Raw genomic sequence first — 22,927 nt, 5'->3', positions numbered from 1 at the left:
ATGCAAAGACGGCCGCACGGAGTAGGTTGTAAGGCATACCTTATTACCGATAGTCGGAGGTTGTCCTATGGCCCGGGCCCGCACCACCCTCACCGTGTTGCGCACCGAACAGCTCACCCCGCACCTGATCCGCATCCACTTCGGCGGTCCGGGCTTCGCGGCGTTCAAACCGAACGAATTCACCGACGCCTACGTCAAATTCATCTTCCCGCGCGACGGCATCGAGGTGCTGCGCACCTATACGGTGCATTCGATCGACCTCGATGGCGAAACCTTGGCCGCCGACTTCGTCTTGCACGGCTCCGATGGCATCGCCGGACCGTGGGCAGCCAAGGTCCAACCCGGCGAAACGATTGATCTGTACGGGCCGGGTGGTGCGTACGCGCCGCGCCCCGACGCGGATTGGCATCTGCTGGCCGGTGACGAGGCCGCACTGCCCGCCATCGCCGCCGCACTCGCCGCCCTGCCGCCGGATGCGCGCGGCCGGGCGTTCGTCGAGGTGACCGGCCCGGAAGATGAACTGCCCCTGCGTAAACCGGACGGCGTCGAGTTCACCTGGCTGCACCGCGGCGCCGCCGAGCCCGGCGAACTCCTCGCCGCCGCGGTCCGGAAAGCGCCGTGGGACAACGGGAATGTGCAGGTCTTCATCCACGGCGAGGCCAAAGCCGTAATGCACGACCTGCGCCGCTACATCCGCAAGGAGCGCAATGTGCCCGCGGAATGGGCGAATTCGATCTCCGGCTACTGGCGGCGCGGCCGCACCGAGGAGGGCTTCCGGGAATGGAAGCGCGACCTCGCCGCCGCCGAATCGGCCCCGGCCACGGCGTAGCACGGCCGGTCCCCCACTTCGGCAACCGAATTCGGCGGTCAGTCGGTGCGCGGACGGGTGAGGGTGAACCGGTCGACGGGAGTCGGATCGTCGGCGGGCCCGGTCAGCGCGTAATAGGTCGCCTTCATGGTGGTCCTTCCCCCGCGCTGCCCCGGATCGACATCGAAAACAACGAAGCCGTAAGGGTTCACCCGGTCGCGGAACGCCGACCACGGCGCATCCTCCTCGACGTAGTTCTGCGCCTTGCGGCGGATCGCCGGATCGTAGGCGCCGACGCTCATCAGCACCCGCGCCCGCGGCGTGTCGTAGAGCGTCTGATTCGACGGCGTCGAGGTACCGCCGCCGCCGATCACCAGGTGCACCGTACCCTTCGAGGTGTCGATCTCGTCGGACGAGGAAACCGGTGCGGGCGTGAGGGTTTCGGTGCCGAGCACGCCGCGCACGGCATGCGCGCGCTCGTAGTGGTGCTCGTGCCCGCAGACCACCAGGTCGACCCCGTATTTGTCGAACAGCGGCAGCCACTCCTGCCGGATGCCGAGGTCGGCGCCGTTACCGGTGCGCGAGGTGGAGAACGCGGTCTGGTGCATGCACACCACCACCCAGTCGATGCCGCGATCCGCCCGTGCCTTCGCCAATTCCGCCTCCAGCCAACGTTTCTGGGCGCCGCCGGAATAGCCGTGCACGTAGGAGTTGCCGCCGTCCTGCAGGCAGATATCGTCGTTGGCCAGGCTGATCACCCGCACCGCGCCCGCGGTGAACGAGTACCACAGGCCGCGGGTCTCCGGATCGGATCCGGAGTCGGGCAGCGCGAAATAGGCCTGGTACGCGCCGAATCCGATCGGCCCGTTACCCAGTTCGTTCTCGTGATTGCCCGGCGCGGGCATCCACGGCCGGTAGCGTGCGGAGCGGGAATTGCTGTCGAACCAGTCCGACCAGGTGCGGACCCGGTCGGTGGCCAGGTCCGCGTAGCAGAGGTCGCCGTTGATGAGATTGAACAGCGGCGCGAATTGTTCGATGCCTGCGGTGATATCGCCCGCGGCCGGGGTGCCGCGGTTGTCGTTGGTGAACGTCCCGTTGACCTGTTTGGTGAGCGTCGGGGTCGCCTGATCGCCGAAGCTGGTGAAGCGGAACGCCGCCCGGCCGCGCGGCGCGGTACGCAGAGTGCCCAGTTCCGGCGTCGTGCCGTCGTGCACCGCCGCGTAGACGTAGTCGGTATCCGGTGCGAGCCCGGTGATTCGAGCGTGGTTCACCCGAACCTCCCGCTGCGACTTGCCGTCCCGGTAGGTCACCGTCCGCGCCTGGAAGACCTGTCCGAAACCACCGTTCGGCGAACCGAGCAGCACCCGCGGATTGTCGACGGGCACACTGGTGTGCCAGGACACCACCGCCTCGGTGGCCGCGTCGGAGCCGAACTGCAGATGCAGCCCGCCCACCCGCGGCGCACCGGCCCGATCCGGCCGCCGCCACAGGTCGGGTCCGCTCGTTTTACCGAAAAGGACCGCGCCGCCGCCGATTCCGGCCGCGCCGCCCACCACCGCGGCCGCTCCCGCCGCGCCGAACAGCGTCCGGCGATTGAATCTGCGCGGCTCGGCCGCGTTGCCCGGCGACTGTTCGTTCTCATCCACTCGGATGTCCTATCGCGAGGTCGCGAACGGCGGGCGAACTGTTCGTGAACGCCGGGCCGGATCCGACGGCACCGGCAGTACCGCGATCCGACGCGAACAATCATGGTGGCGGTATTTTCCGGAGGTTCAACATCCGTTCATTTGGACCGGCGCATGATTACGGGCGTCCGCGCGGCTCGGTGCAGGGTCGGCGTCGCGGACGTGCGTTACTAGGACCAGGAGGTCACATGTCAACCATCCGGGGCAGCAGGAACTCTGCCCGCCGGACCCGGCTCGCCGTCGCGTCCGCGGCTCTGCTCGCGCTCACCGCGACGTCGTGTTCGAGCAGTTCCGACCAGGCGTCGGGACCCGAAACCGCGACGCCGATCAAGCATCTGGTGGTGATCTTCCAGGAGAACGTGTCCTTCGATCACTACTTCGGCACCTACCCGAACGCGGCCAACACCGACGGCACCAAGTTCACCGCGAAACCGGATACGCCGAAGATCGACGGGCTCACCCCGGATCTGTTGACGCACAACCCCAACAAGTTCCAGCCCGTCCGGCTCGGCGGCCCGAACCAGCAGATCACCTGCGACCAGGACCACGAGTACAAGGACGAGCAGCTCGCCCTCAACGGCGGCAAGATGGACCAGTTCGTCGAGCACACCGGGGTCTCCGAGGGCAAGGACTGCAAGGCGCCGCTGTACGGCCCGCAGGGCCTGGTGATGGACTACTACGACGGCAATTCGGTGACCGCGCTGTGGAACTACGCGCAGCACTACTCGATGAGCGACAACTCGTGGGCCACCACCTTCGGCCCGTCGACGGTCGGCGCGCTGAACCTGGTCGCGGGCCAGACCCACGGGGTGGTCAAGTCGGTGCCGCCGTCGGGCCAGCCCTTCCCCGCCGACACCGTGCTGGACAACGCGGGCAACGGCCAGGGCACCGTGGTCGGCGACCCGCAGCCGTACGGCGACGACTGCTCGAGCCGCGACACTGTGCAGCTGACCGGCACCAATATCGGTGACCTGCTGAACAAGAAGAACGTCACCTGGGGCTTCTTCCAGGGCGGCTTCAAGCCCACCGACAACAAGAACGGCAAGGCCGTCTGCGGCGCCACCCACAATGTCGGCGTCGAACTCGGCGGCACGGGCAAGTCGGGTGACAAGCCGTTCGACACCAAGGGCGATTACATCCCGCACCACGAGCCCTTCCAGTACTTCGAGTCCACCGCGAACCCGCACCACCTGCCGCCGAGCTCGGTGGACAAGATCGGCCAGAACGATCAGGCCAACCACCAGTACGACCTGTCCGATTTCTGGGCGGCCGCCGATGCGGGCCACCTGCCCGCGGTGAGCTACCTCAAGGCCCCCGGCTACCAGGACGGCCACGCCGCGTACTCCGATCCGCTGGACGAGCAGCGCTTCCTCGTCGAATCCATCAACCACCTGCAGAAGCTGCCGGACTGGAAGGACACCGCGGTCGTCATCGCCTACGACGACTCCGACGGCTGGTACGACCACAAGGCCCCGCAGCTGGCGATGAACTCGGCCTCGGAGCAGGACGGCTACAGCGGCCCGGGCGTATGCGGTGACGTGAAGGCCAAGCCCGCCAAGTACCAGGGTCGTTGCGGTTACAGCCAGCGGCTGCCGCTGCTGGTGATCTCGCCGTACGCCAAGTCGAACTTCGTCGACCACACGCTGACCGATCAGGCGTCGGTCCTGCGCTTCATCGAGGACAACTGGAAGACCGGCCGGATCGGCGACGATTCCTACGACGAGAAGGCGGGCGCGCTGGACGCGATGTTCGACTTCTCCGGGAAGACCCAGCCCACCCTGCTGCTCGACCCGAAGACGGGTGCGCCGCAGCAGTAGCGCATATGTAAAGCCCCGGCTCCGAAACCGATTCGGAGCCGGGGCTTTTCCTTGAAAATGCTCAATCGCCGTGTGAGCGTACGTATTCGATGGCCGCGAAAGTAGCCGCGGTGTAGGCGGACGGGTCGGTCAGGAATACGTCGTGCGCCGAGTCCAGCTCGAATACCTTGGCGTTCAACAGCGCGGCGAGCTCGCGCTGATCGTGTGGCGGCACCGCGCCGTCCCTGGCGGTGATCACCGACGAAACCGGCAGTCCGGCAAGATCTTGCGCATGCGGGCGGAAGTCGAAGTCGTATTCGGCGAGTATCACGTCGACGATCACCCGCGGATGGCAGAGCACGAGTTCGCTGCGCAGCCACGGCCACCACGCGGCGTTCTGCGAACCGCGCGAACGCACGTGCCGGAAGTAGGCCACCGGAGCAGAGCGGCCGAACCCGCGCCGATTGTGATCGGCCAGCGGCCGCAACGCACGGAACAGCATCCGGCCGAATTTGTCCGCGGTGCTGTCGAAAGCCATTGCGGTGGCCTGGAATACCAGTCCGGCCACCCGATCACGATGGCGCAGCGCGAATTCCAGCCCGACCGGGCCGCCGAGCGAATACCCGCACACCACCACCTTCTCGACGCCGAGCGCGTCGAGTACCGCGGCGGCGTCGTCGGCGCACTGCGCGATATCGAATCGCGTGCCGCGCTTCAGTGGCAGACCGCGGCCGTGCCCGCGCATATCCATCGCGACGATGCCGTACTCGTCGGCGAGCGGCTGCATCACGTGACAGAAGTTCACGTCGGCGGTGATCGCCCAACCGTGCAGCAGCAGTATCGGCGTCTCCCCCTCGGCGACGCGCGCGACCACCCGCTGACCATCGGCGAGATCGATCCGGCGCCACGGCGGCAGCTGTGCGGGCGCGGCCTCGGCCCCCGGCACCCACAGCTGTGCGCGCCGACGAGCCGAACCGCTCAACCGTCCAACACCGCTGTCCATATCTCGACCGTAGTCGATCCCCGCGAACCGCGGGCGGCGGCGATGTCGATCTGTCCGACACCTGCATTCGGTCCGTGACCTGCGCTTCGGCTCGTGTTCACCCGGCGGGGCCGGTGGCCGGGCGGCTGCTGTCCGCCCGGCCGCCGCGGCACTACTGGTTCGTGCGCAGCGCCTCCTCCACGAACCGCGTCGTGTAGGTGTCGGCCAGCCTGATGCGATCCTTCACCGGGGCGACGTTGCGCGAATACTTGCCGAGGATCGTCAGAACATTCTGGGCGCCTTCGGCTTTCATCAGTCCGTCACCGTTGAACATGCCGATGGAATCGCGCACGGACCGCACGTACAGATCCTTGCCCGCATTCGCGTACTGCGGCGGCATCTTGGCGGCGATCTCCTCCGGGGAATGCCGTTTGATCCACCGCAGCGTCTGCACGAACGAGGTGACCACCTTCTGCACGATATCCGGATGCGATTCGACGGTCTCGCACCGCATATACAGCGAGGTCGCCGGGTACAGCCCGCCGAGCGCGGCCCTGGTGCCCGCCTCGTTGCGCATATCGACCAGGATGCTCGCGTCACCGGATTTCACCATCTGCGCGACGGTCGGGTCGGTGGTCATGCCCGCGTCGATGCCGTTGTGGTTCATACCGGCGATGAACGTCTGTCCCGCACCGACTTTCACCCGGTTGTAGTCCGCGGTGGACATACCCTCCTGGCCGGTGAGCGCCTGGGTCAGGAAGTCGGTGGACGATCCGAGCGAGGTGACGCCCAGGTTCTTGCCGCGCAGATCCCGCACCGACTTTATCTGCGCCGCATCGGCTTTCGAGACCAGCTCGACCTCGCCGGGCACATCGGAGAACTGCACCACCGATTTGATGCACTGATCCTTGGCCTGTAGGTCGATGGTGTGGTCGTAGAAGCCGATCACGCCCTGCACGTCACCGGTCAGCAGCGTGGTTTCGGCGGTGGCGCCGGACTGTTCGCCCATCAGCTTCACGTCGATATCGTTCTGCTCGAAGAAGCCGAGTTTTTCGGTGAGCATGGCGGGCAGATAGATCACCTTCTCCAGCCCGCCGACCATGATGGTGATCTGCGGCCGCCCGCCCGCCATCGGAATGGTCCGTGAGTCACGGCATCCGGTGGCCAGCAGCAGCGCGGCGACGGCCACCAGTGCGATCGCGAAGTGCTTGGTGTACCTCATATCTCAGATCCCGTGGCCCGACTGCGCCTGCGACGGACGCCATTTCAGCAGTCGCGCCTCGGCGACGCCGATCGCCCACTCGGCGATCAGCGCGATCACCGTGATGATGATCATGCCCGCGTAGATGCCCGCCGAATCGAAGGTGCCCTGCGCATTGCTGATCAGCAGGCCCAAACCCTTACCGGCGCCCGCGTATTCGCCGACCACCGCGCCGATCAGCGCGAAGCCGAACGCGGTGTGCAGGCTGGACAGGATCCAGGTGGTCGCACTGGGCAGCACGATGGCGCCGAGCACCTGCCGCCTGCTCGCGCCGAGGATGCGCGCATTGTTGATGACATTGCCGTCCACCTCGCGGGCGCCGGTGAACGCGTTGAAGAACACCGCGAAGAACACCAGCACCACCACCGTCGCCACCTTGGACTGTAGGCCCAGGCCGAACCAGATGATGAACAGCGAGGCGAGCACGATGCGCGGAACGGCGTTGAGCGCCTTGATGAACGGCGCGAGCACCTCGGCCCAGTACCGGCTGCGGCCGAGCAGCGTGCCGAGCACGACACCGGCGACCGTCCCGATGACGAAACCGAGCACGGCCTCCTGGACGGTGGTCAGGATCTGCAGCCAGATGGAGCCGAATTGCGTTCCGTCGGTGAACCATTCGACCAGGCGCTGCCAGATCAGCGAGGGCTTGGAATAGAAGAACGGGTCGATCCACAGCGTCGCGGTGAGCTCCCATGAGCCCAGCCACAGCGCGATCAGCGCGATCCGCAGACCCCAGGTTCGAATCCGCTTGCGCCGTACGTTATTTCGTACGCGGGCCAGAATTTCGTGATCCGGCTCGTTGACCGGGACGACGGCGGGCAGCACATCATGCGACACGGGAGGCCCCCTGAGCTCGGGCCGCCTCGACCTGATCGCGCAGCGTCCGCCAGATCTCGGAATAGATGTCGCGGAACTCCCCGGTGAGCCGCACCTCCTCCACATTGCGCGGACGATCAAGCGCGACAGGGAAATTCCCGCAGATGGTGGCCGGACTCGCGGTCATCACGATCACCCGGTCGGCCAGCACGATGGCCTCCTCCAGATCGTGGGTGACGAAGATGACGGCCGCGCCGGTACCGGACCACACCCGCAGCAGTTCGTCCTGCATCAGCTGACGGGTCTGCACGTCGAGCGCGCTGAAAGGCTCGTCCATCAAAATGATTTCGGGCTCGTTGACCAGCGTCTGCGCCAGCGCGACCCGCTTGCGCATACCGCCGGAGAGCTGATGCGGGTAATAGTTCTCGAAGCCCGCGAGGCCCACCTTCACCACCCAGGCCTTCGCCCGTTCGCGCGCTTCGGATTTCGGCGCGCCGCGCAGCCGGGGGCCGAGCGCGACATTGTCGAGCACGCTCTTCCACGGCAGCACCGCGTCCTGCTGGAACATATAGCCGACGCCATCGGGGATTCCGTGAACGTCCTTGCCGTGCACCATGGCTCGGCCCGCGGAGGCCGGTTCGAGCCCGGAGACGAGGGATAGCGTCGTCGATTTGCCGCATCCGGTCGGTCCGACGACGGCGACGAATTCGCCTGGGGCAACTTGGAGATCGAGATTCTTGACGGCCGTGTGAATGCCGCCGTTCGAGCCGGGAAATCGCTTCGTCGCGCCGCGCAGCTCGATGAGTGGAACGGTCATGCTGTTGTAACTCCTACAGATTGGTAAACGGGAAGTTACGTGGCTTGGCTCACATGGCCGCTGTTTTGCTCACAAGGTGCGCAAACCGCACAATTCGCCACTTTCGCACATTGTGCTCATCGGCCGATTGGTGCATTAAGCTGCGGGAATGGCCAGAGCGGGATCACCGGCCTTCCGGTTGCGCACCCAGGTGCTGATATTGCAGATCGTGATCGTGACGCTGACTCTCGGCGTCGCGTTCGCGGTCTTCGGCTATGTCAGTGACCGGCGTCTCGGTGACGCGTACGGTCAGCGCGCGCTCGCCATCGCCCGCACCGTCGCCGCCGATCCGCAGGTGCGCGCCGAGGTCGCCCGGTACGCGCCGGGCTCCGCGCTGCCCGAACCCGAGCTGCGGCGCCAGCTGGCGGCGGGCCCGCTGGAACAGATAGCCGTCGAGGCCACCCGGCGCACCGGCGCGCTGTTCGTCGTCATCACCGACGACGCCGGGATGCGGCTGGCCCACCCCGATCTGGACCGGCTCACCGAACGGGTCAGCACCGATCCGTCGGTCCCGCTCGGCGGCGGCGAGGAGATCACCACCGAGCGCGGCACCCTCGGCAATTCGGTGCGCGCGAAGGTGCCCGTGCTGGAACCCGATACGGATCGGGTGGTCGGCGCGGTGAGCGTCGGCATCTCCACCGAGGCGCTGCGCGGCCAGCTGCTCGACGACCTGCGCACCGCCGCTCTGCTGGTGGCCGTCGCGTTGGTGTTCGGCATCATCGGCTCGGCACTGCTCGCCCGCCGCTGGCGCGGGCTCACCCTCGGCCTGGAACCCAACGAACTCGCCGAACTGGTGCGCGGCCAGGCCGCGGTGCTGCACGGCATCGGGCGCGGGGTGCTCGCCGTCGATTCGCGCTGGCGCACCACCTTCGTCAACGACGAGGCGCGCAGGCTGCTCGGCATCGACGCCGAACTCGGCCAGCCGGTCGACGAGATCGGGCTCACGCCACGGGTTCTGGAGGTGTTCCGGGCGCTCGACTCCCAGCCGACCCCGGCCACCGTCGGCTCGCATATCGTCGTGGTGGCCGCCCGCCCGGTCAGCCGGGACGGTCGCGACCTCGGCGCAGTGCTCACCGTGCGCGACCGCACCGATGTCGAGGCGCTCACCAGACAGCTCGACGCGGTGCAGACGATGAGCACCGTGCTGCGCGCCCAGCGCCACGAATTCTCCAACAAACTGCACCTGCTCAGCGGGCTGCTGCACGGCGGGCGCACCGAGGAGGCCGCCCATGTCGTCGACGAATTGGTCGGCGCGGGCCCGCTGGGCGCGGCGACACCCGGTATCGATGCCATCCACGACACCTATCTGCAGGCCTTCCTCGCCGCCAAGGCGGCGCACTCGCGCGAGAGCGGGGTGCAGCTGACGCTCGGCGCGAACACCTGGGTGGCGGGCAGCGTCGCCGACCCGGTCGACGTCACCACCGTGCTCGGCAATCTGCTCGACAACGCCATCGAGGCGGCGCGCATCTCCGACAACCCGGTGAAGCAGGTGGATGTGGAACTGCTGCAAGAGGATTCGACGCTGCACATCGTGGTGGCGGACAGCGGCGACGGGGTGGCGCCCGAGGTGGTCGACACGCTGTTCACCGAGGGTGTCTCCACCCGGACCGACCCGGCTGACGGGCAGGCGGCGCCGACGGGGTGGGTCGGCGCCGGCGTACCCGGCGGCCGCGGCGTCGGCCTCGCGCTCATCCGCCAGATCGCCCGCGCGCACGGCGGCGATGTCCGGCTCGCCGCGCCGCGCGGCGCCAACCCGCCGCTCACCGGCGCCGAATTCATTGCCCGACTACCCGGAGTCCTTGTAGACAGCGAGATGCCATGGCCGCAACAGATCTGACCGTAATGGTGGTGGACGACGACTTCCGCGTGGCGAATCTGCACGCCGGAATCGTCGAATCCATCGCCGGTTTCACCATCGGGGGCACCGCGAACACGGTGCGTGCCGCCCGCGATATCGTCGCGGCGAAACATATCGACCTGGCGCTGGTCGATGTCTATCTGCCGGATGGTTCCGGAATCGATCTGGTGCGCGAATTATCCTGCGAAAGCATGGTTTTGACGGCGGCGACGGAAAGCGCGACGGTGCGCGCCGCGATCGCCGCCGGCGCGCTCGCCTTCCTGGTGAAACCGTTCCCGCACACCATGCTCGCGGCCCGGCTCGCCGGCTACGCCCGCTACCGGCGCATCCTGGCCACCCCGCAGGTGGACAACGGACGGGTGGAATCGGCGCTGCAGGCATTGCGCCCGGCCGCGCTGCCGACAACGGGCAACTCGGCCACCTCGCCGACGAAAGACCTTGTGCTGCATACGATCATGGATTCCGAGGCGCCGCTCTCGGCGGGTGAGGTCGCGGTGGCGATCGGCATCTCGCGGGCCACCGCGCAGCGGTACCTCGCGGCGCTGGTCGCCGCGGGCACGGTGAGTATGCGGTTGCGCTACGGCACCACCGGACGCCCGGAGCAGGAGTATTCACCGGCTCGGCGGCGCTGAAATCCGAGGTGTATCAAGGGATCCGAGACGTATCAAGGCCGGATCCGCGCGGGCAGCTTGGCGGGACCGTGCAGCACGTTGTTGTCCGTGTAGGCGATGCTGCCCGTCGCCTCCAAGCGACCGCGGGCCAGCAGCATCGTCAACGCGATCGTGGCCTCCAGCCGGGCCAGCGGCGCGCCGAGGCAGAAATGCGGTCCCGCGCCGAACGAAAGATGGTGCGCCCCGGGCCGATTCAGGCGAAATGCATCCGGGTCGGGGTAGACGTCCGGATCGCGATTGGCCGCCGCCACCAACGCGATGGCCAGGTCGCCCCCGGCGATCTCGTGCCCGGCGAAGGTGGTCGGCGCCAGCGCCAGGCGGGGCACGAACTGGACCGACGGATGCATCCGCAGCGTCTCCTCCACGAGCGCGCCGACCAGCTCGGGGCTATTGCGCCCGGCCGCGTACAGATCCGGCTGCCGGATCAGTTCGGCGATCGCGTTGCCGATGAGGTTGACGGTCGTCTCGTGCCCGGCCAGCAGCAACAGCTCACAGGTGGCGACGAATTCGTCCGGTGCGAGGGCGTCACCGGCCACACCACCGTCCTCGGCGACCAGGCGGCTCACCAGATCCCGGCCCGGATGGCGCAATCGCTCCGCGCGCAGCGCCAGAAAATACTCGGCGAACAAGCTGTGCGCGAGGTCACGCCGGGCCAGCACCTCCGGTGGCTGATGGGTGTCGAGGTCCGGATCGAATGCCAAGGCCAGATCGTGCGACCACCCCGGAAACCGCGACCGGTCCTCGGCCGGTATCCCGAGCAATTCGCAGATGACCGTGACCGGAATCGGGCGGGCGAACTCGGCGACCAGGTCCGAATCCCCGGCATCGACAACGGTGTCGAGCAAATCGCCGACGATGCGCTCGATCCGCGGACGCAGACCCTCGACCGTGCGCGCGGTGAACGCCGCGGACACCAGACGCCGTAATCGGGTGTGCTCCGGCGGATTCAGGAACAGGAACGATCGTATGGTCGCCGCGCCGCCCCGGCCGTGGCCGAACTCGGGGTCGCGCAGCAGCCTCGCACAGTCGGCATGACTCAGGAATAGGTGCGCACCCTTGTCGTGCAGGCTCGGCCCCTGGTCGCGCAGCTTCCGGTAGTGACGGTAAGGATCGGCGCGGATCGCGGGATCGAACAGTCCCCACAGCTCCATGAGATCTTCCCCTTTGCCGCGCTGGGGATTTCGCCGGAACAATTCATATTGACCTGCACCACAGCGAGTGTCAATGTGAAGTCGGGCCGTTTCGGCCCACACTGCCGTGCGGCCTACCACGAACATTTCCGTGTAAAAGCAGGCACGATCATGAAAGAAATCATGGCGCTGCGGGATACGCGCCAAGAACAGTTCACCCGGCACCCATTCTTCCACTGGCTACAGTCGAGTCCGCTCCCGCCGCAGCAGCGGCTGCGGTTCGCTCCGATGGGCGCCTTCTTCATCATGCAGTTCCGCGACATGAACCGATGGGTGCTCCGATTTCCCAAGCCGCGCAACGAGTTCGAATGGGTCATCGATCTCGGCACCTGGGAGGACGAGAAGCACTCACGCATGTTCCTGGAGGACTGGGACAAACTCGAATTGGACCGGCGGCTGAACTGGCGGACCAGCGATACGCTCTGGTGGCTGTTCCTCTCGCCGGAGCAGGAGGTATTCCGGCGCAGCGGAATCGAATTCGTCTCGCTGGCGGTCGAGGACGACGATGACGCGCTGGTCCGGTTCGGGCACTCCGAGGCGGGCGAGGCCGCCGGACATGTCTTCCTGGACAACACCGCCCGGGTCGCCGCGGAGCTGGCCCGGCACACCGGCCTCGACTACCGCTACTTCGGCACCTATCACCTCGATCTGGAGACCGGGCACGTCGGCAATGTCGAGGGTGTATTCGAGGACCATATCCTCGACCCGGATCGCCGCGCCCGGACCGCGGCGGTGTGCGCCAGGATGGCCGATATCTTCGATCGGATCTTCGACGCCTTCCTCGACTACGCCGAGCGGTATATCGATACCGACACCACGCCGACGCGGCCCGCGCCGCGCCCCCGAGCCCTCGCGAACTGGAATGCCCCGCCGCTGCAGGTGATTCCGATCGACAACCGGGACGCGCTCGTCGCACAGCACCTCGAGATGCGCAAGGCCCGCGCCGCCGCGCACCCGTTCTACGCGTGGCTGCGCGCGGACGACGGCATCCGGCCCTCGGCCCGGCTCCGGCGCTTCATCCCGATGTGGCTGATGGACATATTCGGTTACCGGGATCTCAACAAATACGCCATGCCCTATCCGGAGGCGGCCGATCCGGCGCGCCGCGCGATCAACGACTGGGCCGCCCGCCTGTCCGCGCACAGCGACCTGTTCCTCACCGATTGGGACACACTGGAACTCGACGATCTGCTCGGTTTCTCCGCATCGCAGGCCCTGCGGTTCATCTTCCTCGATCCGGATATGGACGTGCACCGGGAGCATATGATCGAATTCGCCAAATTGGCACTGCGACATGATGATCCGGCGGTGCGCTGGTGGCTGATGACGGCGCTGGAATCGACCGGGGAGGAATTCTTCCGCCAGACCTCCCGGCTGGCGCGGGCGATCGAACACGACACCGGCAAACAACTGGACTACCTGTCCGGCAGACACGATCCGCCGACCAGCCCGGCCGGACCGCATCGCCCGCCCGCCCGGCTCAGCAGGGCGACACAGGAACTGGCGACGCATCTCGTCGATGTCGTCTTCGATTCGATGGAGAGCCAGCTCTGGCGCTCGCTCGCCATCGCGCGGGCCGACAAGTTCGGCGCGTCCTCGTAACGGAGATTCAGTCCGTCAGGTGCGGAAGCCGTTGCGCCGCAATGGTTTGCAGCTGGGCGCGGAGCGAATCGGCATCGGGGCCGAAGATCTGCTCGTCGGTGTCGTTGACGATGCGGATAGCGCGCCCGGCCACCTCGCGGCCCTTCGGCGTGACCGCGAGGCGCAGCGCGCGGGCGTCGTCGGGGTCGATATGCCGTTCGACGAAGCCGCTTTCGGCCAGCGCCCGGATCACCCGTGAGCCCATCATCCGATCGGCCCCGGCCATATCGACGACCTGTTGCTGAGTCGGCAGTTCGCCGTGGCGGGACAGCCAGCCGGTGGAGGCGAGCAGGTTGAACTGGGTGAGGGTGAGCCCGAGCGGGCGCAGGTTCCGCTCGACCGTCGCCCGCCACTCCAGTGCGGCGTGATGCAGCCAGAATCCGGGACTCATCAGCGGGCCGCGCGGTTCAGCCACGGTCGGCGTCCTCCTTCGCGATGGTCAGGCGCCGCGCCTCCTTTTCCAGCGCGGCCATGGTCAGGCGCATATCGGTGCGGATCCCCCGCTCCCAGATGAGCCGGAAGATCGGGACGAACGGTCCGTGCACCTCCATGCGCTTGGCGACTCGGACAGTACCGTCGCCGAGCGGGTCGTAGGTGTAGTGGCCGCGGATCTTGCCGAACGGGATGGCCGCCTCGCTGGTCCACGAGCGCTCCGGTTCGACCGCCACCAGCATGAACGGCCCGGCGGGCGCACCCTTGGGCTTCACCCATCCCTGGGTGCCCGGCTCGAACGGGCCGTCGATGCGGGCCGCCTGCTCGTGCGGATCCCAGGACGGCCAGTTCTCGACGTCGGTGGCGGCCTGCCAGATCTGCGCGATATCCCCGGTGATGATGGATTCTTCGGCGATGACGTACATCTGGGCAACTCCTTAGTTGTTGTTGCGACAACAGTAACTGTTGTCGCAACAACAAGTCAACGGTGTGGTTGCAAACCCCCTTGACGCGCTCGCCTACACCGGCAGCGTCAGCAGGAACTCCGCACCCGAATCGGCTGGCAGACAGGCCAATTCGCCACCATGCGCGCGGGCGTAACCGCGCGCGATGGGCAGCCCGAGGCCGGAACCACCCGTGGCTCGGCCGCGATCGCGGTCGAGCCGGACCAGTCGATCGAAGATGCGTTCCCGCTCGGCATCCGGGACGCCGACGCCGGTATCGGTGATCAGCACCTCGGCGATATCGGCGCGACGGCCGATCGACACCGTGACGCGGCCACCGGAAGGCGTTGCGCGACAGGCATTGTCGAGCAGATTGGCCAGGATCTGGCTGATCCGCGCCGGATCCGCGCCGACGGTCACCTCATCGCCGTCGACGGCCACCGTCAGCTCCGGATGCTGGACCGCGACGCGGTCCACCTGGGTCTGCGCCAGCGCGCGCAATTCCACCGGCTCCCGGTGCAGTTCCAGCGCACCCGCATCGATCCTGGCCAGATCCAGCAGATCGTCGACGAGCCGTCCGGCCCGATGCGCCTCGCGCACCAGCAGCAGATGCAGCCGCTCCCGCTCCTCGGGATCGGCGTCCGGCGATTCGCGCAGCACCGCCTCGGCCACCGCGGCTATTCCCGTGATGGGCGTGCGCAATTCGTGCGCGGCGTCGGCGACGAAGGTGCGGGTGCGCTCCTCGGCGGCGATGGCGCGCGCCTCCGCACCCTCCAGCTCGTCCAGCATTTCATCGAAAGCCGCTGCGGTGCGGCCCAATTCGGTGTCGGCGCGGGTCGGCGCGAGCCGAATTCCCCTGCGGCCGTGCGCGATCTCGCGGGCCAGCCGGGTCATGGTGTCCAGCGGCGCGAGCGCGCGGCCGACGCCGATACTCAGCGCCAGCGCCGTCGCCACCAGCGCGGCGGTGCCGGACAGCGCGACCAGCCACCACAGCCGGGCCCGCGCGCCCGCGAGTATCCCGGTGTCGACGCCGAGCGTCAGCCGCGCCCTGCCGATGGCCGGGCCGGTCAGCTCGATGGTGCGAGTCATCGTCTGGCCGTGCGCGATTCGCTTCTCGGTCAGGCTGCCGAGCACCTGCCCGTCGGGCAGCACCAGCCGGGCGCGCACCGACCGCTGGTCCAGTTCGAACACCAACTGCTGCGCCGGAACACCGCGCGCCGACAGCTCCCGCGCCTCGCGCATCCGGTCGGTGAGGATCGCGTTCATTCCCCGGTCGGCGACCAGCCCGAACAGCGCGTTCGCCAATACGACCAGCGCCGCGAGCGCGATCGCCACCAGCACCACCGAGATCGCGGTGACCCGCCGCCGCAGCGATACCGTCGACAGGCTCGCGGGCCGCCGGATCATCTGCGCACCATCGGCACCCGGCACAACCACGGACGCATGCGCCGCCAGGCCGGGGGCATCCGGAACTGACGAGTGAGCGGAACGGCGATCGGCGGCATTCGGCGCGGCCGCGGAATCCGAACCGGCGTCAGCGACGCCCGGAACAGGCGCTGGCGGTGGGGCTGGGCGGCCATCGGCGTCGACCATCGTCCGATGCTATCGACCGGCGCGCCCCCGGTGCGCGTCATCACGTCCTCCGGCTCACTCCGGCGGCTCGGCGGCATCGGCGCGCATGACGAATCCGCGCCCGCGCACCGTGTGGATCAACCGGTCGCCGTGCGCCTCCAGCTTGCGGCGCAGCGCGCTGATGTAGACCTCGACCAGATTGTCGTCGTAGTTCTCGTAACCCCATACGGCCGTGAGGATCTGGGTTTTGGTGACGATGCGGTCGCGCTGTTCGGCGAGGTGGCGCAGCACGGCGAATTCGGTGGGGGTCAAGGTGATCGGCGTTCCGGCGCGGGTCACCAGGCCGGCGTCCGGGTCCACCACCAGATCGCCGACTTGTACGGTGGCCGCGATGCGGCCCAGCCTGCGCCCCACCGCGTCCACCCGGGCGATGAGTTCGGCGAGCACGAACGGCTTCAGCACGTAATCGTCCGCACCGCTGGATAATCCGCGCAATCGGTCCGGAACGGCGTCGCGCGCGGTCAGCATCAGCACACCGGCGGCGCTGCGGCGGCGGATCACCTCCAGCAGTTGGAAGCCGTCGCGGCCGGGCAGCATGATGTCGAGGACGACCAGATCCGGCCGGAAGTCGGTCAGATCGTGTTCGAGCCGCTGCCCGTCGGGGCGGGCCAGCACCTCGTGGCCCGCGTCGCGCAACGCCGCCGCGACCGCCGCCCGGATGGCCGCACCGTCCTCGACCACCAGCACCCGCGCGCACATCTCGCCTCCTTCGGGCGGGCGGGCCGGATCACTTCGGATGGCACGCCTGCCGGTAGTCCCGGATCGGCTGGAGCGCCGCCTTCATATCGTTGGCCACCGCCGGGTGGCTGCGGAAGTATTCGTGACGCTCCTGCTTGCGTTGATCCTTGGGCAGACCCTTGATCTTCGCCACCTCCGCGGCCACATCGGGGTGTCCGGCCAGATACGCCGACACATTGGACCTGCTCTGGGCCAGCGCCTGGGCGCGGGCTTGCGGATTGCACTGGACGGGATCGGCGGCCGCGGCCCCCGCGCCGAATCCGGTGACCAGCGTCACGCCGAGCACTCCAGCGGCTAGCAGCGCGCCGCCGACGCGTTTCCGACGATTCATGACTTCTCCTCGAATCACTCACTTACCCAACGTATTTCACCTCAGCCATCGGATCTCGCGATGACCACTCCTCCACGCTATTACGGATCGCACCCCGATTTTCTGAGGGTCGGCTGAAGAACCGGCGCCCTTGCGCTCGGAACAGTTGTGACTACACAATCATTGTGTGAACACAACTGTTGAGGGGTTGTCGCAGCGCCGCAAGGCGATCATCCTGGCCACCTGCTGTCTGAGCCTGCTGATCGCCTCCATGGACGCGACCATCGTGAACGTCGCCATACCCGCCATCCGCGACCAGCTGCACGCGCCGCTGCCCCGGCTGCAATGGATCATCGACATCTACACCCTCACCCTGGCCAGCCTGCTCATGTTGGCCGGCGCCACCGCCGACCGATTCGGCAGGCGGCGGCTGTTCCGGATCGGGCTGGTGACCTTCGCGCTCGGCTCGCTGCTGTGCAGCCTCGCACCGAATATCGACATCCTGATCGCCGCGCGCTTCGTGCAGGCCATCGGCGGCTCGATGCTCAACCCGGTGGCCATGTCGATCATCACAACGGTATTCACCGGCAAGATGGAACGCGCTCGCGCCGTTGGCATTTGGGGTGCGGTGGTCGGCATCTCGATGGCGCTCGGGCCGATCGTCGGCGGCGGGCTGATCGATCTGTTCGGCTGGCAGTCGGTGTTCTGGATCAACCTGCCGATCTGCGCCGTCGCCGTGCTGCTCACCACCGTCTATGTGCCGGAATCGAAGTCGAACCGGGTGCGCGATATCGATCCGGTCGGCCAGCTGCTGGCCATCGCCTTCATGTTCACGCTGGTCTACGGGCTGATCGAGCGGATGCCCGCGATGTTCGCCGCCGCGGCCGCCGCCATCGCCGCGTTCATCTGGTACGAGCGCAGGCGCAAGGATCCGTTCATCGATCTGCGCTTCTTCCGCAGCGTCCCGTTCGCCTCGGCCACCGTCGTCGCGGTATTCGCCTTCGCGGGCTTAGGCGCGTTCCTGTTCACCGGTTCGCTGTATCTGCAGACGGTGCGCGGATATTCGGCGGTGCATACCGGACTGCTGTATGTCGCGATGGCCGCGGCGACGCTGGTGGCCTCGCCGCTGTCCGGTCGGCTCGTCGGACGGCTCGGCACCAAGCCGTCGCTGCTGGTATCGGGTATCGCCATGGCGGTCGCCGCGCTCGCGCTGACCCAGCTGACCCCGGATACGCCGATCTGGATGTTGATCATCGTCTTCGCGATATTCGGCATCGGCTTCGGTTCGGTCAACGCGCCGATCACCACCGCGGCCGTCAGCGGAATGCCGCTGGACCGCGCGGGCGCGGCCGCCGCGGTGGCATCCACCAGCCGCCAGGTGGGCGTCAGCATCGGCGTCGCGCTGTGCGGCGTACTCGGCACGACCGGTGTGTGGTGGGTGATCGCGCCGGGCGCCGCGGGCATCGCCATACTCGGGATCGTCGCGAATACCGCATGGGCGCGCCGATCACAGGCGGCGGTCGCCCCGATGCTCGATCAGAAAGTGCTCCAGGATGTCCACTGACGCCCCCACCTCCGACGAGGTCTGGGCCATGCTCACCCACCTCGTGATGGATACCCGCGACCAATGGAAGCGCGCGATATCCGAGCGAACGGGCTTGCAGTTCAGCCGGGTTCGCGTGCTCAAGCGGCTGCGCTCGGGCCCGCTGACCATGTCCCAGCTCGCCGATGCGGCGATGATGGACAAACCGGCGACCACCGTCGTCGTCAACGACCTGGTGGACCGGGGGCTGGTGGTGCGCGAGATCAGCCCGGAGAACCGGCGCTGCAAACTGGTCACCATCACCGAGCGGGGACGCGCGGCGCTGACCGACGCGTACGCCACGCCGGATCCGGCGCCGCCCGCGCTGGCGGCGCTCGCACCCGGCGATTTGTCCGCGCTGCGCGATCTGCTGCGCAAGATCGAGCGCTGATTCGCTACCGGCTCAACGGATTCCGGCGGTGACCTGATTCGCGGTGGCGATGTAGTCGATGGCGCGATACAGATCCGGCAGCACCCGGTGCGCCTTGGCCAGCGACTCCGGCGTCGGGCGCACCAGGTCCGGAATCAGCAGGCAGCGCAGTCCGGCCGCATGCGCGGCGCGCAAACCGTTGGTCGAATCCTCCAGTGCCAGTGCGGTTTCCACCTCGCCGCCGAGTGCGGACAGCGCGGTGAGATACGGCTCCGGATGCGGTTTGCCGTTGGTGACGTCCTGCCTGGTGACCACGACGTCGAAACGTCCGGCCAGCCCGACCAATTCGAGATGGTGGTCGGCCCGCACCCGGGACGAGGAGGTGGCGATGCCCTTCGGAATCCCTTGGCGCTCCAGCTCGTCCAACAGTTCGATGGCGCCCGCCTTGGTGGTCAGCCGTCCGCCGTCGACCAATTCGCGCAGATGCACCTCGTGCAGGTCGAAATACGCTTCGAGCGGGAAATCGGCGCCGTACGACTCGACGGCGAGTTGGCGGCAGCGGTCGGCGGGCACGCCGATCATGCTGCGGCAGAACTCGGTCGGCATCTCGTAGCCGAGTTCGGCGCCCGCGCTCACCAGCGATTCCATCGCCAGGATCTCCGAATCGATGAGCAGGCCGTCCATATCGAAGACGACGGCGCGCACCGGTCGCACGTCGGTCATGCCACACTCCTTTCGAATTCCGTTGTGAGCCTGCGCCGCACGGTCGCGTCGACGCCGTCGCGACCGAATTCGGCGAGCGCGGCGCCGACCTCGCGCCGCACCCGGTCCGGGTCCGGCCACGTCCCGAATATATCGGTGCGGCGCAGGAACTTCCCGGCCCGGCGCTGCGGATCCGGTTCCGCCGCCGCCGCTTTCAGGCTCTCGGCGTGCTGGTCGATCACCTCGAGCACGGCGCCGGGCCGGTCGGCGAACGACTGGATCCAGGCCGCGATGAGCAGCGTCGCGGCCGGGGTCGGGCGGCCCGCGGCGATGTTCTCGCACATCGCGCTCACCACCCTCGGCACCATCTTGTCCGAGCCGTTGCGGCCGACCCTGGTCATATCGTGGCAGATCGCCGGATTGCGGAAGCGGCGGATCAGCCCGTCGACGGTGCGGTCCAGCTCGGCGGGCGCCAGCGCCAGCGTCGGGCCCTGCTCGCGCAGCATGAACTGGCGGGCCAGCGCGGCGAGGGTGTCATCGTTGCTGGCCTCGGCGATGGTCCGGTACCCGGCCAGGCCGCCGACATAGGCGAGCAGCATGTGCGATGCGTTGAGCAGCCGCAGTTTGGCCAGCTCGTAGTCGGTGACATCGTCGACGAAGTGCGCGCCCGCGGCCTCCCAGAGCGGGCGCTCCCCGTCGAAGTTCTCGATGGTCCAGGTCATGAAGGGTTCGGCGGAAACGGGCGCGAGATCCTCGATACCGCCGAGCCAGTTGCGCGCCACCGCCAGATCGGCGGGGGTGCTCGGCTGCACGATCCGGTCGACCACGCTGTTCGGGAACTGCACGTTGCGGGCGATCCAGCCGGCCAGCGCCTCGTCGCGCAGCCCGGCCAATTCGACCACCGCCGCGCGCAGCTTCCTGCCGTTCTCGCACAGGTTGTCGCAGCTGATCACCACCGGCGGCGTTCCGCCGCGCGCCCGGATCAGCTCGAAGCCGCGCACCAGCATGCCGACCGGGGTGATCGGCGTTGCGGGGCAACGGATGTCGTGATGCACGGCCTCGCAGGCGATATCGAGGCGGCCGGTGACCGGGGACAGGCAGTAGCCGGTGGCGGTCACGGTCAGCGTCACGATCTTGATGCGCGGATCGGCCATCCGGGCGGGTACGCCGATCCGGTCGGTGGGGGCGTGCACGGTTTCGGTGATCGAGCCGACCACCTCCACCTGTGCGTCGTCGTCATCGTGCAGCAGCGTGGTGTACAGGTTGTCCTGCGCGCGCAGGGCGTCCACCACCGTCGGTCGCGACATCGCGACCGCGGCGATACCCCAGCGCGGATCGTTCGCCGCCGTCATGGCGTGCTGGGTGAGCAACGCCTGGTGGGCGCGGTGGAAGGCACCGCAACCCAGGTGCAGAATTCCGGTGCTCTCGGGAGCGAATCCGGGCCGGACAACAGTTTCCGGGAGTCGGGCGAGATTTTCCGCGGAGAGCCGGGGAATTACTCGATCCGCCGAAATTCCCGCCGCTCGTGCGGCGTCGGATCTTATTTTCTTGGCGAGCGCGGTTTGCAGCGGCACACGCATGTGCGGCCTCCGTCCGTTCCGGTAGAAAACGAACTCACCAGTGCCGAGTTCGTCAAACGATCACAGGCCGAATCAGCGTTGAATCGGGTGCGTTCCAGACGGTAAGGCAGGTCGGTTAATTGTTCGACGTGCAGCGTCACAATGACCGTCGAATTCGGCATCTCGGCCGGTCCGCGGCGGAATCGTAAACGTTTCATAAAACGCCACGTCATCGCGAACAAAACGGCCGGTTTGGTACCCCTCCGGGCAGGTTGGAAAATTGCCATCGTGACGTTCGCCACGGTAACTATCTGGAAATTTGTCCGGTTCCGGAGGTTTTTGAATAACGTCGAATTAGCTGAAAAGTAGCCCATCTCGCCCGAATTGCGAGGTCTGATGGACAGATGTCCAGGTCAATGGCTACTCGCCGGTAGTAAGCTGATCGACCACCGAAAAGCGTAAAGAGTTACTACCGGGTAAAACTATGCAGTCCGGTCCAGGAGTCCGGTTCGCTCGGCAAACCGGACCCCGTACCCGTTCTCGGCACCCCGTCCGGCCCGGCGCGCGTCGGCCGGAAATGACCGATTCGCCGGGGCCGACGGATCTCGTCAACGCTCGCGCCGCTCCCAGGGAGCGGTCGGCGCGCCGGGCATGCCCTGTTCGAAGATCGACCGCGGGTGTCCCGCGGCGGTCCCGAGCAGCTCGGGCTCCCGCACCAACGACTGCACGCCCTGGGCCTCTTCCCGCAGCTGCGCACGTTCCTTCGTGATCTCGACCCGGTACCCGATCAGCACGGACGCGACCAGGGCGACCGAGATGACGCCCTCGGCGATGAAGAAAGAGGTGAAATCGATGATCGAGCCGATCGGCGGCCCGCCAGGTACCGCGTTGCGCAGCGGGACCAGCGCGAACAGCAGGGCACACATCATCGAGCAGGCGGGCCACATCAGACCGCGCTGCCAGCGCAGCACATAGAAGCTCGCCGTCGCCGCGGCCACGGCCAGACCGAGCATCAGCACCATGATGAAGAGCGCGAAGAACACCGCGGGAGAAGACCTTTTCGCGTGCACCGCGAGATCGACGCCATCGGCGGCCGGGGCCTCCTCGAGGGTGAAGAAGGTGTCGCCGCTGGACACGCTGGCGGTCAGCGGCAGGTGCCTGTCGCCCTGCAGTACGTCGAAGGCCAGCGTGGTCCGATAGCTGTCGAACGGATAGTCGGTGAAGGTTCCGGCCACCGCCACCTTGAGTTCGAGGGCCGAAATCGGTTCGCCCGCTTTGATTTTGATCGGGTCGGCCTTGAGTCCCGAGGTGTAGAGCACGCTGTCGGCCGCGAAGAAGCCCGACCTGTCGGCCAGCGCGCCGCGCGGTTGCGCCAGCACCTCCACGGTCGCGGTCTGAATCGCCGGATCGAGTTTGCCGACCCAGACGTCGATATCGACGCGATTCGGCTCGCCGGTATTTCCGACCCGGTACACGGTGTCGGCGCGGGACCGGCCGCCCTCGTACATGGCCAGGCTCGCCGCGAATATCGCGACCAGCGCCGTCACCGCGATCGCGAACCACAGCGGGCCGCGCCGCTTCGTATTCTCCTGCAC

The 22,927-nt window shown here is 67.5% G+C and carries 21 protein-coding genes; 7 read left to right on the top strand and 14 right to left on the bottom strand.

All coding sequences use genetic code 11. The features are described from left to right. Positions 1–67 precede the first annotated feature (67 nt). Positions 68–829 carry a siderophore-interacting protein gene (locus tag F5544_RS19960; RefSeq protein ID WP_167474585.1) on the top strand — a complete coding sequence of 254 codons (762 nt, stop codon included), beginning with the start codon at positions 68–70 and terminating at the stop codon, positions 827–829. 38 nt (positions 830–867) lie between these two features. On the opposite strand, the gene F5544_RS19955 is transcribed toward F5544_RS19960, so the two are convergent. Beyond that, positions 868–2,454: a purple acid phosphatase family protein gene (locus tag F5544_RS19955; RefSeq protein ID WP_167474584.1), complete on the bottom strand. Its 1,587-nt coding sequence runs from the start codon at positions 2,452–2,454 to the stop codon at positions 868–870. A 227-nt stretch (positions 2,455–2,681) separates the two neighbouring features. On the opposite strand from F5544_RS19955, the gene F5544_RS19950 reads away from it, so the two are divergent. Further along, on the top strand, positions 2,682–4,310 hold the full coding sequence (locus F5544_RS19950) for a phospholipase C (protein WP_167474583.1): 1,629 nt from the start codon (positions 2,682–2,684) through the stop codon (positions 4,308–4,310). A gap of 61 nt (positions 4,311–4,371) precedes the next feature. On the opposite strand, the gene F5544_RS19945 is transcribed toward F5544_RS19950, so the two are convergent. From F5544_RS19945 to F5544_RS19930, 4 genes are all read right to left on the bottom strand, one after another. Next, entirely contained in the window at positions 4,372–5,292 is a 921-nt protein-coding gene (locus F5544_RS19945) for an alpha/beta fold hydrolase (RefSeq protein ID WP_167474582.1), read from the bottom strand. 151 nt (positions 5,293–5,443) lie between these two features. Then, positions 5,444–6,493 carry an ABC transporter substrate-binding protein gene (locus F5544_RS19940; RefSeq protein WP_167474581.1) on the bottom strand — a complete coding sequence of 350 codons (1,050 nt, stop codon included), beginning with the start codon at positions 6,491–6,493 and terminating at the stop codon, positions 5,444–5,446. A gap of 3 nt (positions 6,494–6,496) precedes the next feature. After that, positions 6,497–7,369: an ABC transporter permease gene (locus F5544_RS19935; RefSeq protein WP_203217609.1), complete on the bottom strand. Its 873-nt coding sequence runs from the start codon at positions 7,367–7,369 to the stop codon at positions 6,497–6,499. Then, on the bottom strand, positions 7,359–8,165 hold the full coding sequence (locus tag F5544_RS19930; protein WP_167474579.1) for an ABC transporter ATP-binding protein: 807 nt from the start codon (positions 8,163–8,165) through the stop codon (positions 7,359–7,361). The genes F5544_RS19935 and F5544_RS19930 overlap by 11 nt, the downstream gene beginning before the upstream one ends. A gap of 148 nt (positions 8,166–8,313) precedes the next feature. Between F5544_RS19930 and F5544_RS19925 the strand changes: the two genes are divergently transcribed. Together F5544_RS19925 and F5544_RS19920 are read left to right on the top strand one after the other, a co-directional pair. Continuing rightward, complete coding sequence (locus tag F5544_RS19925) at positions 8,314–10,041, top strand: sensor histidine kinase (RefSeq protein ID WP_167474578.1); 1,728 nt, start codon at positions 8,314–8,316, stop codon at positions 10,039–10,041. Next, positions 10,023–10,694 carry a response regulator gene (locus tag F5544_RS19920; RefSeq protein ID WP_167474577.1) on the top strand — a complete coding sequence of 224 codons (672 nt, stop codon included), beginning with the start codon at positions 10,023–10,025 and terminating at the stop codon, positions 10,692–10,694. The genes F5544_RS19925 and F5544_RS19920 overlap by 19 nt, the downstream gene beginning before the upstream one ends. 32 nt (positions 10,695–10,726) lie before the next feature. Here F5544_RS19920 and F5544_RS19915 read toward each other — a convergent pair whose 3' ends face one another. Next, positions 10,727–11,884 (bottom strand): cytochrome P450, encoded by a 1,158-nt coding sequence (locus F5544_RS19915; protein WP_167474576.1) that lies wholly within the window; start codon positions 11,882–11,884, stop codon positions 10,727–10,729. A 150-nt stretch (positions 11,885–12,034) separates the two neighbouring features. On the opposite strand from F5544_RS19915, the gene F5544_RS19910 reads away from it, so the two are divergent. After that, positions 12,035–13,525 (top strand): hypothetical protein, encoded by a 1,491-nt coding sequence (locus F5544_RS19910; RefSeq protein WP_167474575.1) that lies wholly within the window; start codon positions 12,035–12,037, stop codon positions 13,523–13,525. A 7-nt stretch (positions 13,526–13,532) separates the two neighbouring features. Here F5544_RS19910 and F5544_RS19905 read toward each other — a convergent pair whose 3' ends face one another. From F5544_RS19905 to F5544_RS19885, 5 genes are all read right to left on the bottom strand, one after another. Further along, positions 13,533–13,979 (bottom strand): MarR family winged helix-turn-helix transcriptional regulator, encoded by a 447-nt coding sequence (locus F5544_RS19905; protein WP_167474574.1) that lies wholly within the window; start codon positions 13,977–13,979, stop codon positions 13,533–13,535. Further along, positions 13,972–14,421 carry an SRPBCC family protein gene (locus F5544_RS19900; protein ID WP_167474573.1) on the bottom strand — a complete coding sequence of 150 codons (450 nt, stop codon included), beginning with the start codon at positions 14,419–14,421 and terminating at the stop codon, positions 13,972–13,974. Before F5544_RS19900 ends, F5544_RS19905 begins: the two co-directional genes overlap by 8 nt. A gap of 93 nt (positions 14,422–14,514) precedes the next feature. Continuing rightward, positions 14,515–16,032, bottom strand: a complete 1,518-nt coding sequence (locus tag F5544_RS19895) for a sensor histidine kinase (RefSeq protein WP_238847346.1) — start codon at positions 16,030–16,032, stop codon at positions 14,515–14,517. A gap of 54 nt (positions 16,033–16,086) precedes the next feature. After that, positions 16,087–16,770 (bottom strand): response regulator transcription factor, encoded by a 684-nt coding sequence (locus tag F5544_RS19890; RefSeq protein WP_167474572.1) that lies wholly within the window; start codon positions 16,768–16,770, stop codon positions 16,087–16,089. A gap of 28 nt (positions 16,771–16,798) precedes the next feature. Beyond that, positions 16,799–17,140: a hemophore-related protein gene (locus F5544_RS19885; RefSeq protein WP_167474571.1), complete on the bottom strand. Its 342-nt coding sequence runs from the start codon at positions 17,138–17,140 to the stop codon at positions 16,799–16,801. A 166-nt stretch (positions 17,141–17,306) separates the two neighbouring features. On the opposite strand from F5544_RS19885, the gene F5544_RS19880 reads away from it, so the two are divergent. Both F5544_RS19880 and F5544_RS19875 read left to right on the top strand, forming a co-directional pair. Then, the gene (locus F5544_RS19880; protein WP_167474570.1) at positions 17,307–18,683 is read left to right on the top strand and encodes an MFS transporter; all 1,377 of its coding nucleotides are present in this window, start codon (positions 17,307–17,309) and stop codon (positions 18,681–18,683) included. Further along, positions 18,673–19,092 (top strand): MarR family winged helix-turn-helix transcriptional regulator, encoded by a 420-nt coding sequence (locus tag F5544_RS19875; RefSeq protein ID WP_167474569.1) that lies wholly within the window; start codon positions 18,673–18,675, stop codon positions 19,090–19,092. The genes F5544_RS19880 and F5544_RS19875 overlap by 11 nt, the downstream gene beginning before the upstream one ends. Before the next feature lie 12 nt (positions 19,093–19,104). On the opposite strand, the gene F5544_RS19870 is transcribed toward F5544_RS19875, so the two are convergent. From F5544_RS19870 to F5544_RS19860, 3 genes are all read right to left on the bottom strand, one after another. Then, on the bottom strand, positions 19,105–19,794 hold the full coding sequence (locus F5544_RS19870; protein WP_167474568.1) for an HAD family hydrolase: 690 nt from the start codon (positions 19,792–19,794) through the stop codon (positions 19,105–19,107). Continuing rightward, complete coding sequence (locus tag F5544_RS19865; RefSeq protein WP_167474567.1) at positions 19,791–21,353, bottom strand: mannitol dehydrogenase family protein; 1,563 nt, start codon at positions 21,351–21,353, stop codon at positions 19,791–19,793. The genes F5544_RS19870 and F5544_RS19865 overlap by 4 nt, the downstream gene beginning before the upstream one ends. 587 nt (positions 21,354–21,940) lie before the next feature. Next, positions 21,941–22,927 (bottom strand): DUF4436 family protein, encoded by a 987-nt coding sequence (locus F5544_RS19860; RefSeq protein WP_238847345.1) that lies wholly within the window; start codon positions 22,925–22,927, stop codon positions 21,941–21,943.

It is taken from the genome of Nocardia arthritidis (assembly GCF_011801145.1).
GTDB classification, from domain to species: Bacteria; Actinomycetota; Actinomycetes; order Mycobacteriales; family Mycobacteriaceae; genus Nocardia; species Nocardia arthritidis_A.
The sequence above is the reverse complement of the archived record's forward strand: the minus strand, read 5'-3'. Positions and strand labels throughout refer to the sequence as shown.

Bases quoted from the DNA above. Each gene is read 5' to 3' on its own strand.
- F5544_RS19960 (WP_167474585.1), top strand. From the start codon at position 68: ATGGCCCGGGCCCGCACCACCCTCACCGTGTTGCGCACCGAACAGCTC.
- F5544_RS19950 (WP_167474583.1), top strand. From the start codon at position 2,682: ATGTCAACCATCCGGGGCAGCAGGAACTCTGCCCGCCGGACCCGGCTC.
- F5544_RS19945 (WP_167474582.1), bottom strand. From the start codon at position 5,292: ATGGACAGCGGTGTTGGACGGTTGAGCGGTTCGGCTCGTCGGCGCGCA.
- F5544_RS19940 (WP_167474581.1), bottom strand. From the start codon at position 6,493: ATGAGGTACACCAAGCACTTCGCGATCGCACTGGTGGCCGTCGCCGCG.
- F5544_RS19930 (WP_167474579.1), bottom strand. From the start codon at position 8,165: ATGACCGTTCCACTCATCGAGCTGCGCGGCGCGACGAAGCGATTTCCC.
- F5544_RS19925 (WP_167474578.1), top strand. From the start codon at position 8,314: ATGGCCAGAGCGGGATCACCGGCCTTCCGGTTGCGCACCCAGGTGCTG.
- F5544_RS19920 (WP_167474577.1), top strand. From the start codon at position 10,023: ATGGCCGCAACAGATCTGACCGTAATGGTGGTGGACGACGACTTCCGC.
- F5544_RS19915 (WP_167474576.1), bottom strand. From the start codon at position 11,884: ATGGAGCTGTGGGGACTGTTCGATCCCGCGATCCGCGCCGATCCTTAC.
- F5544_RS19910 (WP_167474575.1), top strand. From the start codon at position 12,035: ATGAAAGAAATCATGGCGCTGCGGGATACGCGCCAAGAACAGTTCACC.
- F5544_RS19900 (WP_167474573.1), bottom strand. From the start codon at position 14,421: ATGTACGTCATCGCCGAAGAATCCATCATCACCGGGGATATCGCGCAG.
- F5544_RS19895 (WP_238847346.1), bottom strand. From the start codon at position 16,032: ATGGTCGACGCCGATGGCCGCCCAGCCCCACCGCCAGCGCCTGTTCCG.
- F5544_RS19890 (WP_167474572.1), bottom strand. From the start codon at position 16,770: ATGTGCGCGCGGGTGCTGGTGGTCGAGGACGGTGCGGCCATCCGGGCG.
- F5544_RS19885 (WP_167474571.1), bottom strand. From the start codon at position 17,140: ATGAATCGTCGGAAACGCGTCGGCGGCGCGCTGCTAGCCGCTGGAGTG.
- F5544_RS19875 (WP_167474569.1), top strand. From the start codon at position 18,673: ATGTCCACTGACGCCCCCACCTCCGACGAGGTCTGGGCCATGCTCACC.
- F5544_RS19870 (WP_167474568.1), bottom strand. From the start codon at position 19,794: ATGACCGACGTGCGACCGGTGCGCGCCGTCGTCTTCGATATGGACGGC.
- F5544_RS19865 (WP_167474567.1), bottom strand. From the start codon at position 21,353: ATGCGTGTGCCGCTGCAAACCGCGCTCGCCAAGAAAATAAGATCCGAC.